This window comes from Thalassospira sp. CH_XMU1420-2, from assembly GCF_037029325.1.
Lineage (GTDB): Bacteria > Pseudomonadota > Alphaproteobacteria > Rhodospirillales > Thalassospiraceae > Thalassospira > Thalassospira povalilytica.
In genome coordinates, this window is sequence record NZ_JAYMEG010000004.1 from 289,797 (window position 1) to 304,600 (window position 14,804).

Consider the following 14,804-nt stretch of genomic DNA (forward strand, 5'->3'; position numbering starts at 1 on the left):
CATTTGAGTGTAGGTCTTCGCGGAGCAGTGCCGACAAGCTCTGATACGTCAGACATTCCAGCTGTCAGTGAGGTTCTGTCCGAACTTGATGACAACAGTCTTGTTGCCCGTATGGTTCAGGGCGACAAGCGGGCCTATCGCGTGGTGGTCGAACGGTATTACCGCGGGATTGTAGGCATCGCGCGTCGCATGGGCCTGACCGGCGGAGACGCCGAAGATGTGGCACAGGATGTCTTTGTACGTGTCTGGCTGCATCGGGAAAAGTGGCGGGCCGATGGCGGGGCGACTTTCAAGACCTGGCTTTACCGGGTTGCAGTGAACCGGGTTATCGACATCAAGCGCAAACCCCAGTTTGTCGATGGTGCCGAACTTGACGAGGTACCCGATGAAGCCATGTCGGCGGTTGACCGGCTTGCCCAGCATCAGGAATTCAAGCGTCTGCGACTTGCAATCAAGAAATTGTCCGACCAACAACAAATTGCCATTAATTTGTTTTACGACCGTGAATTATCCAATCAGGAAGCCGCGTCAATTATGGGGGTCTCGGTCAATGCTATGGAATCTCTGTTGAAACGGGCGCGCAAGCGTTTACGTGAAGAGTTGAAAACGATCTGATATACGATTAGTTTTACGTTCTGTTCGAACAGGTAAGTTCGTCCTATGAAAAAGCGGTGTGCTGTGAAAATCGAGCGTTTCGAAGAATTACTGGATCAGTACGGTTGGGATTTGGCGTCCTGGCCAGACGCGTTGCGTCGTGAAGCAAACGTTCTGATCGCACAGGATGCGCAAGCGGCAGAAATGCTGAAATCGCTGCGCTCTGTCGAAGATTTGCTGTCTGATGATCCGTTGCCGCTGGGCAAACACAAGGCCATTGACGATATTTTTGCCGCCATTGAGGCCCAAGAGGCCAAAAGTGGCGATGCCCGCGACAATTCGGAAACCGATCCCGCCCAATCCTTTGCGACAATTGATGATCGCCCGCGTTCGCGCGCCCATCTGAGTGCGGCAAGTGCTGCGCCCACCGGAGAAAGCCCGGCGCGCAAAACCTATCCCGCCAAGTCCGCAACATCGCCGGTTAATCAGGCGATCACAGGTGACGGTGCGCATTATGGCGGCCGGGCCAAGGGTACGCTTTATCAATTGGGGCGTGGTGTGTTTTCGGGTGTCGGGATGGTTGTCTGTGTGCTGGCCGGATTTGCATTCGGGGTCGCGATGACCGTACAGGAAGGTCAACAGGTCACCGCACAGGCTGACGAGGTCGAGATGATCGATCTTCTGGAAAACCATCTTTATGTGATTGATCAGATGACCAACCCCGATGACCTTCAAAAGCCGGAAATGACAAAATCCGATCAAGCACAAGGAGTGCAGCCGCAATGAGCTTTGCATTCCGCCGCGTGTCATCCATGCGCAAAGTGATGTGGGCGTCACTGGCGATCAATCTGTTTTTGGCTGGTGCGCTTGCCGGAAACCTGGTTAGCGGGTTTTCGATGTTTCATTTCTTCATGCCACCACCGCCCCCGCCTGCCTTTGAAAATGAGCCGCCCGGTGTGCGTATGCTCAAGAATGTGCGCAGTCGGCTTAGCCCGGAAGGCAAGGTTATTTTCGATGCTGAATTTGATGGTGTGATCAACGACATCAAAGGTCGGCCAAGCCCGTTCCTTTTGACGGTGGAACTGCGCGAGACGCTCGATCGTCCCGATGCCACCGAAGCCGAGATCAGGGAAGCCTATGCCGGGTTGCGCGAGGCGATTGGCGATGATTTGAGCGCGATCCTTGGTCATATGGCCAATGCGGCGATCAAGCTGTCGCCCAAAGATCGTCGGCAAATGATTTTGATGGGCCCTGGCGAATTGCCGCCGCCACCAAGACGGCAATAGAATACCGGTGAAAATCAAGGGATGCGATCGCATCCCTTTTTTTATTTCGTCAAAACGGAAACTTTCTGCGCCAGTTTTCGCGCCCCCCCCCCGTGCAATGAACATAGACGCCTTAAACTGTTCTTGCCCGGAGTTGGTGATGAGTTTTCTCAGTGGCCTGACATATGACAGCCTGACTTCCTCGACGTCATCGTCGGGCAGCAGCACGTCCAGCACGACGACGAGCGATGACTCGACGTATGAAACCTATATGACCTTGCTGCTGACGACGCTGCAGAATCAGGATCCTACCGACCCGGAAGACGTGTCGGATATCACAGATCAGCTTGCGACATTCGAACAGCTTGAACTGGCTGAACAGAATAACGCGCTTCTTTCCAATCTTTCTGAATCGCTGACGGCACTTCAGGGGGTTGTCGATGACAGTGCGGCACAGGCCTATCTCGGAACCGATGTTGTTGCCATTGGCGATACCGCCCCGCTCGAGGATGGCGAAGCCGAATGGTACTACGTCCTTGAAGATGACGCCCAAAGTGTCACGGTCACCGTGACCGACGAAGACGGCAATGTTGTCTATGAAACGACCGAAACCGGATCTGAAGGCAGCAACAACTTCATCTGGGATGGCACCACCGATGATGGCGCAACGCTGACATCGGGGACCTACACCCTGTCGGTCAGTGCCGTTGATTCCAATGGCAATTCCGTTGATTCCGAAATCCTTATGACCGGTGTGGTGTCGGCACTCGACCTGACCGGTGACGAAGCCGTTCTGTACGTAAACGGGGTCGATGTTTCGATCTCGGATGTACAGGGCACGCAAACAGTTTCCTGAAACAAAGGATCAAAACCATGAGCCTCAATAGCGCCCTGAATTCCGCCGTTTTAGGTCTGAATGCACAATCGACATCGCTTGGCATCATTTCTGGCAATATCTCAAACAGTGAAACTGTCGGGTACAAAGACAGCAGCGCGTCATTTTCATCGCTGGTGACGACACCGGGATCGACCACCCAGGGGTATTCCAACGGTGTAACGACCACGACCCTGACCAATGTTTCGTCGCAGGGCCTGATTGAATCGGATTCCACTGCAACCAGTCTTGCGATTTCGGGTGACGGCTTCTTTGTCGTGACCGATGGTAACGGGGATACCTATTACACCCGTGCCGGTGATTTTTCCGCGGACTCAAACGGCGATCTTGTGAATAGCTCGGGCTATTACCTGATGGGGTATGCGCTTAATTCCGATGGCGAGCCCGCATCGGGGACGGTGCCGACCAGTACTTCTGCCCTGACCACCATCAATCTTGAAAACCTGACCGGCACCGCCGAGGCTACGACAGAAACATCAATTGTCGCCAACCTGCCTGCGGATGCGGAAGTCGGTGACAGTTTCTCGATCGATGTTGAGGTCTTTGACAGCCTGGGTACCAGCCACACCATTACCTATGAATATACAAAGACTGCCGCGAACGAGTGGGAACTTGATTATTCCGATCCGGTGCTGACGTCAGACGGGACCACGGTTACGGGCACGACGTCTGGCGGGCCGCTGACCATTACGTTCAATTCCGATGGTGAACTGGAATCGATCGAAGATGGCGGTGGCAACGATGTGACCGACAGCGCCACACTGACCGTGACCGGCTGGACGACCGGTGCGTCTGACAGCACCATCGTTACCGACATGGGCACAGCCGGCAAAAATGACGGTTTGCAGCAATATGCGTCGGATGATGAAGACGGCGACATGACGCTTTATTCCGTCGATCAGAACGGATCGAACTATTCCGAGATTTCCGAAATCTCGATCTCTGACGATGGTGTGGTGTCGGTGACGTATGACAATGGTGTCAGCGAACCGGTCTATCAGATTGTGCTGGCCGACTTTGCCAATGCAGACGGTCTGACGGCTTATAGCGACACCGTTTACAAGGAAAGCAATACGTCGGGGACTTATGTTCTCAAGACGCCGGGCGATGGCGGTACCGGAACGATTGCGGACTATTCGCTGGAAAGTTCGACGGTTGATACGACATCCCAGTTTTCAAAGATGATTGTCGCACAGCAGGCCTATTCGGCCGCCGCCCAGGTCATTTCGACCACCAGCGACATGTATGACACCCTGATTTCTTCCGTGAACTAAGGCGAGGCCGAGATGACCGTACTTAACGCAAACCCGGCTGGCGATCTGTCGATGCCAAAGGATGATGACAAGATCACCAGCATAATGACCCGCCTTGGCGATCTTCTGGATGTGGAATGGCGGATCCTTGATCAGGCGCAATATAATCTTTTGCCTGATATCACGGCCGAAAAGACCCTTCTTGAAGAAGAATTGCACAGCGAACTTGCCAACCAGCGCACCGCCAAGGCAGGCCAGCCGCATGCCGGGGTGATCGTTGATTTTGAAATGGTCAAAGCGCTTCGCGAAAAGCTCAATCGCAATAACATTCGCCTTAAGGCAAAGCGCGAAGCGTGCCTGAAACGCATTCGTGCGGGCTGGGCGGCGACGGCCGGGGACGGGGCAACATCCTATGACCAGCAGGGGGACCTGCAGGGCAAGGCAACCCAGAAAATCTTCAGCATGAAAATGTAAGTCACCATTTTCGATCTTTTTATCAACCGATCAGATCCGATAGGTCACAGCCATGTCGATCCGTGCCGCACAATCAGCCGCGCTTAGTGCCCTGCAAACCAGTCAGGCCGGGATCAGTGTGTCTTCGGAAAATATCGCCAATGCGTCGGTCGACGGATACACAGCCAAGTCACTCAGCCTTTCCAGCAGTGTGACGACCGGTGCATCAACGGGTGTCACAGTGACGTCCGTCGGATCGACCGTGGACAGTTACCTTTTGAAATCGATCAGCGAAGCAGCATCTGAAAGCGGCTATGCATCGGTTTTTTCAGATCCGCTTAATATGGTGGCGAGCCAGTTCGGGGATGTCGGCGATGACGGGTCGATTTCGACCCTGATTGCGGACCTTGAAACCGCAATTGCGGCATTGGCCGTCAGTGCCGACAGCCAGTCCGAGAAATCAACCACGCTCAGCGAAGCCAACGCAATCGCAGACGAGCTGAACAACCTTTCACAGTCCGTGCAGGATCAGCGTGCGAGTGCCGACCAGTCGATTGAAGACACTGTCGATCAGATCAATGATCTGTTGAATGAAATTCATGCCTATAACAATCAGCTCAGCGGAACCGACGGCACCACGCTGACCACCAGCGAACTCGAAGATGCCCGCGCGCAGGCCATCAACGAGCTATCGGAACTGGTCGATATCAGCTACTACACCGACTCATCAAACACGACCCAGATCTATATCGGCGGGACGCTCGTGGTTGGCAGTCAGGTTCAGGAGCTGTCCTATAACGCGGTCGGAACCGTGACCTCGGACACGACATTTGCCGACATCACGGTAAATGGCACTTCGATCACCGACAGCATTTCAGGCGGCAGTCTGGGCGGTCTGATCGAGTTGCGTGATGAAACGCTTCCTGACATCCAGGAAGAGCTTGATAATCTTGCGACCACATTGATGGACAGCATCAACGCGGTTACCAATCTTGGCACAGCATATCCCGCGCCAAGCGAACTGGTCGGATCAGAAGAGGTTGATCTGACCGATGCGTTTTCGGGAACCGGTACGGTGCGCCTGGCAGCAACCGACGAGGACGGCAATGCCGTTGAAATCATCGAGATTGATCTGAGCACAATCACAACGGTTCAGGATCTGGTCGATGCGATCAACAGTTCGACCTATCTGGATGCGTCGGTCGGCAGTGACGGGACCCTTGAGATCGCGGCATCGGATGATGATTACGGTGTTTCGATTATCAATATGGATGCCAGTGTCGGTGCAGATGATCAGGGATTTTCGGATTATTTCGGACTGAACGACATGTTCACCGGAACCGATGCAGGCAATATTTCGGTCAATTCAGCCTGGCTTGACGATACCAGCAGGCTGCCGGTGGGGTCTGGATCGGACGATGCGACACTGGCAGTCGGTGACAGTGTCATTTCATCGGGCAGTTCCGATGTTGCCGAAGCACTGGCCGACCTTTTTGACGAGAATATCAGTTTTGACGCCGCAGGTAATCTTGGCTCGACCAAAACAACATTGTCAGATTATGCGGCTGAAATTCTGTCAGATGTCGCCCAACAGGCATCAAGTGCCGAGACCGAGGCCAGCGTTGCGACCAGTGCCTATGAGGAGCTGGTGGAAAGTTTTTCCAACCAGTACGGCGTCAACACCGATGAAGAGGCACTGACACTTAGCAATCTTCAAAGTGCATATGAGGCCGCCGCGGCGATTTTGGAAATTACCCAGTCGCTTATGGACACATTGCTTGAGGCGGTCAGTTAAGGGATCAGAAAATGCGCGTTTCCACAGCCGCAATGCAACAGAATATGCTAAGCCAGATCCGATCGGTACAGTCGCAACTGGCAGAGGCCACCGAACAATCCAGTTCGGGGGTCAAATCGGATTCCTATGCCGGGGTTGCGGATAATGCCTATGTTATTGCGACCCTGAGTGCGGAAATTTCCGAGGCCGCGGCCTATGCCGACATTGCCGAGGAAATCCAGACACGTGTTGAAGTCTATTATTCGACGTTAAATGACATGGTCGATCTTTTGACTGAAATGACGTCGGATTTGTCGGGTGCATTAAGTACCGGGACAGACAAAGCATACGGCATCAATGAGTCTGCTGGTGCCGCACTTGAGACATTTGCGTCGCTTTTGAACACCCAATATGAAGGTCGTTACATCTATGCCGGGTCGGCATCCGATACGGCGCCAGTTTCGGTTGATACCGCCGATTATGCGGTGATCACCAGCCCGTCGACCACAGATCTGAGCTATTATTCCGGTAACAGTGATATTGCATCGGCCAAGGTCGCGGACGGCACGACAATCGAATACGGGATTACCGCACAGGAAGATGCGTTCGAACAGGCATTGCGGGCCTTGAACCTTGCGGCAAATGCCAGCACCGATCCGGTGGATGAAGCCGCCCTGACCGAGGCGATGGAACTGATTGAATCAGCAGCAGCCGGTTTGTCAGAATTGCAAAATCAGGTGTCCTACACCCAGGATCAGCTTGAAGCGGTGGTCGATATGCATACCGATTTTCAACTGGCGGCCGAGGGAACGGTTTCCAATCTGGCCGATGTTGATCTGGCCGAAGCTGTTGTGACGCTTGAAACGCTTTCGATCCAGCTTGAAGCATCCTATTCGATCACAGCACAGATTACCGACATGTCGTTGTTCGAATACTTGCGTTAATTGGGGATTTCGGATTCTTGCACGGAATTCCGGATCAAATGTCGATTTTACTGCGATGCTTCGGACAATATCCCGTATTTCGCGAGGATTTTGTCATACAGGCCATTTTTGCGAATGGTGGAAAGCCCGACGTTAAGTTGGGCCAAAAGCAAACTGGCATGTTCGGTTGTACGCGAGATGCAGGAATAATACGGATCGTTTGACAGGATTTTGCTTTTGATTTTGTCGATATCCGTCGCACCACTTTTACCGACATTGAGCACATAATCCATTGGGGCCCGAAATGACAGGGCGGCGTCCAGTCGCTTGGACAGCAAAAGATTGACCAGTGTGGTTTCGCTGTTGGCCATGATGATATCAAGGCCGGCCTTGCGTGCCGCCGTTTCAAGGTTATAGCCGTTTACCACCCCGACGGTCATGTCGCGCGCATCGGCAAGGGTTTCAACAGATCCAAGAACCTCGTCCCGGGTGGAATAGATGGCAACGCGTACATGGCCAAGGATATCGGAAAACAGAAAGTCCGCTTCGCGTTCCGGCAGGTAGCTACAGGAACACAGTCCGTCGACCTGCCCCGTTCTGGCAAGGAAATAGGCGCGTTTCCAGGGGTAAAATGGCGTCAGCAACGTGATGTTGCGTGTGGCAAACGCGGCCCGAAGAATTTCAACGTCATAGCCGGGTTCGGTTGCCTTGTCGGCGATTTTGGCCGGTGGGAACGGATTGCAGGCAAGGGTGATGGTTTCGTGGTTGCCTGCCGGGGGGATTAGAGTGTTTTGCGCAGATGCAATGGTGCTGATCGATATCAGGGTCACGGCAAAAAGTGCAGTGATCGCATTGATCCAATTTTTAAGCCGGTCCTTGCCGGTGGCACAATCAGTGATCCGGTGACGTAAATTCTTGGGAAAATATGCTGCTATGCGCATGTAGATTCCGGTTTCAAAGATCTGCCATTCTTAAACAAGTTCAAGATGATATCACGCTTTGGGCGCAATGTATTATTTCTCTTGTCGGCAGGAATTGCGTTAGATCAGGCAGGTCAAATCAATCTGGAAATCAACATGGCAGATCGGCACGGAAATGAAAAAGGCCGGTGCAAAGACCGGCCTTTTTGCAATATGTCGACAGCGGATTATTCGGCTGCTTTGACTTCTGCGCTGCTGCGGATTGCGGCTTCGCGGACATCGTCGGTGACATGTTCTTCGAACTTCGCGAAGTTCTTTTCGAACAGACCGGTCAGGTTGGCAGCGGCCTTGTCGTAGGCTGCCTTGTCGCTCCAGCTTTCACGCGGGTTCAGAACTTCTGCCGGGATATCGCCACATGCGGTCGGATATGCCAGACCGAAATATGGATCGGTCGCAAATTCGGCATTTTCCAATTCGCCATTCAGGGCCGCATTCAGAAGACCACGGGTGTAACCGATCTTCATGCGCGAACCAACGCCATAGCCGCCACCGGACCAGCCGGTATTGACGAGCCAGCAATTGGCTTCGTGTTTTTCCATCAGTTCACCAAGCAGCTTGGCATAAACGGACGGATGACGCGGCATGAACGGTGCGCCAAAGCAGGCGGAAAACGCCGCGGTCGGTTCCTTGACACCTTTTTCGGTGCCGGCAACCTTGGCGGTGTAACCTGACAGGAAGTGATACATCGCCTGTGCCGAGGTCAGCTTTGCGATCGGCGGCAGAACGCCAAAGGCATCACAGGTCAGCATGATGATGTTTTTCGGATGACCACCACGACCGGTTTCCGAGGCATTCGGAATGAATTCGATCGGATAGGAAGAACGGGTATTTTCGGTGTGACGGGCATCGTCGAGGTCAAGCTCGCGCGATTGCTTGTTCATCACAACGTTTTCAAGAACGGTACCGAAACGCTCGGTGGTGGCAAAGATTTCCGGTTCCGCTTCACGCGAAAGCTTGATCACCTTTGCATAGCAACCGCCTTCGAAGTTGAAGACGCCGTCTTCGCCCCAACCATGTTCGTCATCACCGATCAGGGTGCGCGACGCATCCGCCGAAAGCGTGGTTTTGCCGGTGCCCGACAGGCCAAAGAAGATGGCGGTGTCGCCGTCTTTGCCCATGTTGGCCGAGCAATGCATCGGCATGACGCCTTTGGCCGGAAGGATGTGGTTGAGAACCGAGAAGATCGATTTCTTCATTTCGCCGGCATACCAGGTGCCGCCGATGATGACCATTTTGCGTTCGAAGCTGACCATCACGAAAACTTCGGAACGGGTGCCATCGACTTCCGGATCAGCCTGAAGGCCCGGAGCATGAAGGATGGTGAATTCCGGTGCGAAATCGCGAAGTTCTTCTTTCTGCGGCTGGATGAACATGTTGCGCGCAAAAAGGTTGTGCCATGCATTTTCGTTGATCACACGAACCGGAAGACGGAAACGCGGATCAGAACCGGCATAGCAATCCTGGACGAACAGTTCGGTACCCTGGAAATATGCGCGCACTTTCTGATAGAGGCGCTCAAATACTTCCGGGCTGACCGGGCGGTTTACATCGCCCCAATCGATATCTGCCTTGGTGCTTTCTTCTTCGACAACGAAACGGTCCTGTGGGGAACGGCCGGTATGTTCGCCGGTCAGTGCGACAAATGCACCACCCTTGGCGATCTTGCCTTCATTGCGACGGATCGCATGTTCGTAAAGGCCGGCAGCGTCGAGGTTCCAGTGAACGGCGCCAAGGTTTTTGAGGCCATGAGTTTCAAGGCCTACACGGCTGACAACGGGTCCTGATTGCAGCACGAATCTCTCCTGGTGGGAATTAAAAGAGCTGGGGGTTAATATCCTAATTTACACAACAATTTGTGGGAAATCGTTGTGTTGAGACATATTGTTACAAAGGTGTCTTAAAAGCAACCGGTCCTTTTGCCTAATACCTAGGAAAACGTAGCGACTTTTGCGTTTGCGAAAATTCCATGTTCAGGGTCGAAGCAATAAATTTTCGGAATACAAATGGTCCGACTTATGCGCGCGATTTTTTGCACATTTCGACCAAAATATCGCGCGCTTCGCCCGGTGAATGGATGGTGCGTGCGAAGTCGATTCTGATCGGTGGCTGTTCGGGTTTGTGACAGGCCAGAACCATGCCGTCACAATCAATCGAATGCATTGTCCAGCCGATTGAGGGATCGTGGGACGTGAAATGGGCAACAATGTCGGCAATAGCATCAAGATGGTCAGCATTCATGTGGCTGACAATGCCGTCATGGCCGGTGACGAGCGGGTGACAATCGGGAACGATGAACTGATCGCCTTTCAGGCGGCGCTGTTTGCCAAATCCCCCGACCCAATAAATTGCGTCGACCGCGATCCGGTAAAAGGCGAAATCGGCAAAGTCGGCATACTGACCGGCATCGGGCTGTTCGCGCAAATAGCGCGCACGGGTATGGGGGGCGGGATCAGCAACAGCTTTGCCAAAAAGTGTCAGCCGCGCGCTGTCTGTCTGGATCGCGCCGGTCTGCTGGTCCTGCGATTGCGCAGGTGGGGTGGGCGAAAACAACAGTGAGACCCGGTTATCTGCGCGGATATGACGCGTGTGATCGGCAAGATCGGAAATCAGCAGCAATGGTGTTCCGTCAATATCAATGACCGGGACAACCATCGAGGTCACGGGCCAGCCGTCAGTGACCTGTTTATGATCGTGGGCAATTGTCGCCAATGTTGCCTGATCAGCAATACGGCAAAGCTGGCGCAATGCACTGGCGGATGGTGGTGGCGGTGGTGTGATCTGGGACATGGAAATCTACCTTGTCACGGCGCATGAAACGGATGTGAAATTATCGCAGATTTCCGTCTTCGCGTACATGGCAGGGGCGCCCGAACGTCCAAGGACACATCAAAAACAGGTTTTGCTTCTTATCAGGAGCCTGTCTGTTTTTGGCGGATGTTTTGATGTGACTTTTTCCGTGTCTTTGATTTGGCAAGCACACGTTTTTTTTCGCCGTCGCTCAGCCCCATCCATGCGCCGATCTCGTCACCGGTGCGAAAGCAACCGGTGCAATAACCAGCCTTGGCATCAAGGACGCAAATACCGATACAGGGGGATTTGACGGGCATGAAATTCCTGGGTGGGATCGTTAATGATTGATTCCATAGAAAACAGTTTCGCCCGCAAGGATCAAGCCTGAAGCGATCCATGCGGGCGAATAAATCTGTGTGGCTTCAGACCGGTTTAAAGGCGCGAGAACCAGTTGCGGATCTGACGATCGGCTTCTTCACGTTCAATGCCATAGGCCTCCTGAATAAGGCCCACCAGTTTTTCACGCTGTCCATCAACGCGGTCGACATCATCTTCGGTCAGGCGGCCCCATTCGCGTTTGACGTGACCGCGTACCTGTTTCCAGCGACCAGCAATTTGATCCCAATTCATCGGGTTCTCCTGCTTTCGGGGTTGCTCGTAATAGTGGCAATTGCCGTATGACTTTAAGAACGAAATTGTGGGCGTGTTGTTCCATAAAACCACAAGATGGATGAAAACAGCGCGGTCGTCTGACGGGTTTATCGGGCGGTTTGCTTGCCTTATCTGGCGCATGGGGGTATAGCCCCGGTGGGGTATGGACCCCTTGTCTTGTCATGGAGTTGATTTCGCACCGGCCCGAATGCGGCGTGACGTGCGGCACGGAGGAAGATATGCGCGGCTATTTCGGGATTGGAATTGAAGGGGCAAGCAAGCCTTTGAATGTGGGCACCCTGTTTCGTTCCGCCCATGCCTTTGGCGCAAGCTTTGCGTTTACGGTTGATGCGGACTTCCGCGAGGAACGTTCAAACATCACCGATACATCAAAGTCGGGCGAACAGATGCCCTATTACCATTTTCCGGATCATGACAACCTGTTCCTGCCGCAAGGGTGCCGGATGGTCGGCATTGAACTGACCCCCGATGCGATCGAGCTGCCAAGCTTCAAGCATCCGTCACAGGCGGCCTATATCCTGGGTCCGGAACGCGGCAATCTGTCCGATGAAATGCAGGAAAAATGCGATTTCATCATCAAGATCCCGATGAGCTTCTGTGTGAATGTCGCGATTGCGGCAAATATCGTGATGTATGACCGCCTGATCAGTCTGGGCCGGTTTGCGCCGCGTCCGGTGCGTGCCGGTGCGCCGACCGAACCGAAACCCGAAGCCCATTATGGTGGCTGGATTTCGCGGACCCGTGACAAGCGCAAAGGGGACCCGGAAAAATTCCGTCAGGCACCGCCACCCGATTATTCGGTGATTGACGGCACACTCGATGATGATGACGCCTGATCCAAACACAGTCAGACATACAGATAAAAAAGCAACGGCCGCGAGGGAGGAGCACGGCCGTTGCGCTTTGTGATCTGCGCGATTGTGTCTTAAGGGGGGGGGTGACACAGCGCAGATCGGGTGCAGGAATCAAGCTGCCTTGATATCCGAAGTCATGGTGTCCGACGTTTCTTCTGCGCCGGGGCGGGTGCCATGCGGATTGCGCAACAGGTTGGCAATCATCCGCATTCCGACATCGCCCTGAAGGGTCAGAAGGCTTTCCGGATGGAATTGTACGGCACTGATCGGAAGGCTGCTGTGACGAATGCCCATGATCACGCCATCGTCACTTCGCGCCGTCACCTTCAGGTCCGCAGGTAGTTCAGCCGCCTTGGCAAACAGGGAATGATACCGGCCGACAACAATGTCTTCGGGCAATCCGTCAAACAGCGGATCGGTGGTATCGAGTTTCACCTTTGACGGTTTGCCATGCATCGGTGTGACAAGTTGACCAAGTGACCCGCCGAAAAATTCGACAATTCCCTGCAATCCAAGACATACACCAAAGACTGGCAAGCCGGCCGCAAGGGCGCGTTCGATGCTGTCGCGCAGATGGTAATCATCGGGACGGCCGGGACCTGGTGACAGGAACACAAGATCGGGTTTGAAATCATCAAATGCCTCGTCCGGGAAGCCGGGACGAAGTGTCAGTGTTTCGGCACCGGTTGTGCGGATATAGCTGGCAAGGTTTTGCACGAAGCTGTCTTCGTGATCGATCAAAAGAACGCGTTTGCCAATGCCCGAGCTTGCCGGGTCGATGGTGACTTCATCCTTGGCATCGCGGGTAACGGCATCAATCATTGCCGATGCCTTAAGGACGGTTTCGGCTTCTTCCGCGTCTGATTCACTATCATAGAGCAAGGTGGCACCGGCGCGAACTTCGGCGACACCTTGTTTCAGGCGTACCGTGCGCAAGGTCAATCCGGTATTGAGATCACCGTTACACAGAACCGCACCAATCGCCCCGCCATACCATGCGCGCGCACTGCGTTCGACGGCTTCGATATGCTGCATGGCTGCACGTTTGGGGGCACCGGTCACGGTAACGGCCCAGCAATGGGTCAGAAAGGCATCAAGCGCATCAAACCCGTCACGCAGGCGGCCTTCGACATGATCGACCGTGTGGATCAGGCGTGAATACATTTCGATCTGGCGGCGACCAAGAATGCGGATACTGCCCGGTTTGCAAACGCGGGCCTTATCATTGCGATCAACATCGGTGCACATCGTCAGTTCCGACTCATCCTTGGTCGAATTAAGCAATGTGCGAATGTTTTCGGCATCCTCGATCGCGTCACGACCGCGCGCAATCGTGCCGGAAATCGGACAGGTTTCAATGCGCTGCCCTTTGACCCGGACATACATTTCGGGCGATGCACCAATAAGATGTTCCCCGTCACCAAGATTGATCAGGAAGCCGTAAGGGGCCGGGTTGCGGCGTTTAAGACGGCGGAAAATTTCCGAAGGTGCGGTGGCACAAGGGGTTCTGAAAACGCGGCTGGGGACAACTTCGAACAGTTCGCCACGGGCAAAGCGGGGCTTGGTTTCATCGACGATGGCGGCATATTCGCCGGTTTTCATGTCATTTTCGACAATGGCATTGTTGCCGCGCGATGGTGGATGGGGCTGGGAATTGCGGGGCAGGCCGGCCGTGCTGTGCCCGTCAGGGGTGATGAATTCGTATTCGATCCGGGTGGCGATTTTTGACGCATGATCGACGGTGACCAAACGGTCGGGCAGGAACAGGTGGATGTCCTTGTGATCGGACGGGCGGTCCTGTGTCAGGTTGATCTGTTCGAAATGAAGCGCGATATCATAGCCGAACGCGCCATAAAGCCCCAGCCGTTCATCGCCCTTGTGACCAAACAGATCGCGCAGCGCGCGGACGACCGAAAACAGACTTGGTTGCTGACTGCGTTCTTCCTCGGCAAACCATGAGGCGGGCTTTTTGACTACGCCATAAAGGCCGTCTTCGCCATCGGTGATGCTGTCGACATGCGGATGGCTTCCCAGAATGTCGGAAATCACATCCAGCAGGACCTGACCGCGGTCATTCAAGGCCCGAACCGCGAAACCGCGTTCCCGCCCGACAATTTCAAGTGGCGGCGCATCAAACCCCATATCCCACCGTGAATAGCGACCCGGGAATTCATAGCTTGAAGACAGAAGCACGCCCTTGGTCTGATCAAGGGCATCAATCAGGCCTTCGGTGGCGTTCTCATAACCAATGGTGGTCATGCGACGAATGACCGAAACACCGCCATCAGTGGTATATCGGTATTCGGCCTGATCGTCGGAAATGCCGGTTTCCTGAATTGGGGTCGTCACGT

At 54.0% G+C, this 14,804-nt stretch carries 15 protein-coding genes; 9 read left to right on the plus strand and 6 right to left on the minus strand.

The window, feature by feature from the left end:
* Window positions 1-3 precede the first annotated feature (3 nt).
* The 8 genes from WA429_RS15070 to WA429_RS15105 all read left to right on the plus strand — a co-directional run bounded on the left by WA429_RS15070 (window position 4) and on the right by WA429_RS15105 (window position 7,178).
* A complete protein-coding gene (locus WA429_RS15070) occupies window positions 4-615 on the plus strand; it encodes a sigma-70 family RNA polymerase sigma factor (protein WP_170310199.1) in 612 nt (203 codons plus the stop codon).
* A gap of 63 nt (window positions 616-678) precedes the next feature.
* Window positions 679-1,380, plus strand: a complete 702-nt coding sequence (locus WA429_RS15075) for a hypothetical protein (protein ID WP_068517817.1) — start codon at window positions 679-681, stop codon at window positions 1,378-1,380.
* Window positions 1,377-1,880, plus strand: coding sequence for a hypothetical protein (locus WA429_RS15080; protein WP_101246956.1), 504 nt, complete (start codon window positions 1,377-1,379; stop codon window positions 1,878-1,880). Before WA429_RS15075 ends, WA429_RS15080 begins: the two co-directional genes overlap by 4 nt.
* Window positions 1,881-2,019: 139 nt before the next feature.
* Complete coding sequence (locus WA429_RS15085; RefSeq protein ID WP_206926308.1) at window positions 2,020-2,715, plus strand: flagellar hook assembly protein FlgD; 696 nt, start codon at window positions 2,020-2,022, stop codon at window positions 2,713-2,715.
* 17 nt (window positions 2,716-2,732) lie between these two features.
* Window positions 2,733-4,028 (plus strand): flagellar hook protein FlgE, encoded by a 1,296-nt coding sequence (flgE, locus tag WA429_RS15090; RefSeq protein ID WP_287464762.1) that lies wholly within the window; start codon window positions 2,733-2,735, stop codon window positions 4,026-4,028.
* A 12-nt stretch (window positions 4,029-4,040) separates the two neighbouring features.
* The gene (locus tag WA429_RS15095; RefSeq protein ID WP_206926307.1) at window positions 4,041-4,481 is read left to right on the plus strand and encodes a hypothetical protein; all 441 of its coding nucleotides are present in this window, start codon (window positions 4,041-4,043) and stop codon (window positions 4,479-4,481) included.
* A gap of 52 nt (window positions 4,482-4,533) precedes the next feature.
* Window positions 4,534-6,255, plus strand: coding sequence for a flagellar hook-associated protein FlgK (flgK, locus tag WA429_RS15100; RefSeq protein ID WP_287464764.1), 1,722 nt, complete (start codon window positions 4,534-4,536; stop codon window positions 6,253-6,255).
* Between the two features lie 11 nt (window positions 6,256-6,266).
* Window positions 6,267-7,178: a flagellin gene (locus tag WA429_RS15105; RefSeq protein WP_068517808.1), complete on the plus strand. Its 912-nt coding sequence runs from the start codon at window positions 6,267-6,269 to the stop codon at window positions 7,176-7,178.
* 47 nt (window positions 7,179-7,225) lie between these two features.
* Here the strand turns inward: WA429_RS15105 and WA429_RS15110 are convergent, their stop codons facing one another.
* From WA429_RS15110 to WA429_RS15130, 5 genes are all read right to left on the minus strand, one after another.
* Window positions 7,226-8,098 carry a substrate-binding periplasmic protein gene (locus tag WA429_RS15110; RefSeq protein WP_287464765.1) on the minus strand — a complete coding sequence of 291 codons (873 nt, stop codon included), beginning with the start codon at window positions 8,096-8,098 and terminating at the stop codon, window positions 7,226-7,228.
* Between the two features lie 206 nt (window positions 8,099-8,304).
* Window positions 8,305-9,930 (minus strand): phosphoenolpyruvate carboxykinase, encoded by a 1,626-nt coding sequence (locus WA429_RS15115; RefSeq protein ID WP_068517805.1) that lies wholly within the window; start codon window positions 9,928-9,930, stop codon window positions 8,305-8,307.
* A gap of 220 nt (window positions 9,931-10,150) precedes the next feature.
* A complete protein-coding gene (locus WA429_RS15120) occupies window positions 10,151-10,924 on the minus strand; it encodes a HugZ family pyridoxamine 5'-phosphate oxidase (protein WP_287464766.1) in 774 nt (257 codons plus the stop codon).
* A 122-nt stretch (window positions 10,925-11,046) separates the two neighbouring features.
* Window positions 11,047-11,325 carry a DUF1289 domain-containing protein gene (locus tag WA429_RS15125; protein WP_336107581.1) on the minus strand — a complete coding sequence of 93 codons (279 nt, stop codon included), beginning with the start codon at window positions 11,323-11,325 and terminating at the stop codon, window positions 11,047-11,049.
* A gap of 34 nt (window positions 11,326-11,359) precedes the next feature.
* The gene (locus WA429_RS15130) at window positions 11,360-11,557 is read right to left on the minus strand and encodes a CsbD family protein (RefSeq protein ID WP_101246965.1); all 198 of its coding nucleotides are present in this window, start codon (window positions 11,555-11,557) and stop codon (window positions 11,360-11,362) included.
* Between the two features lie 260 nt (window positions 11,558-11,817).
* On the opposite strand from WA429_RS15130, the gene WA429_RS15135 reads away from it, so the two are divergent.
* Window positions 11,818-12,435 (plus strand): RNA methyltransferase, encoded by a 618-nt coding sequence (locus WA429_RS15135; protein WP_114112395.1) that lies wholly within the window; start codon window positions 11,818-11,820, stop codon window positions 12,433-12,435.
* A 129-nt stretch (window positions 12,436-12,564) separates the two neighbouring features.
* Here the strand turns inward: WA429_RS15135 and WA429_RS15140 are convergent, their stop codons facing one another.
* Window positions 12,565-14,802 carry an anthranilate synthase component I gene (locus tag WA429_RS15140; RefSeq protein ID WP_287464767.1) on the minus strand — a complete coding sequence of 746 codons (2,238 nt, stop codon included), beginning with the start codon at window positions 14,800-14,802 and terminating at the stop codon, window positions 12,565-12,567.
* Window positions 14,803-14,804 lie beyond the last annotated feature (2 nt).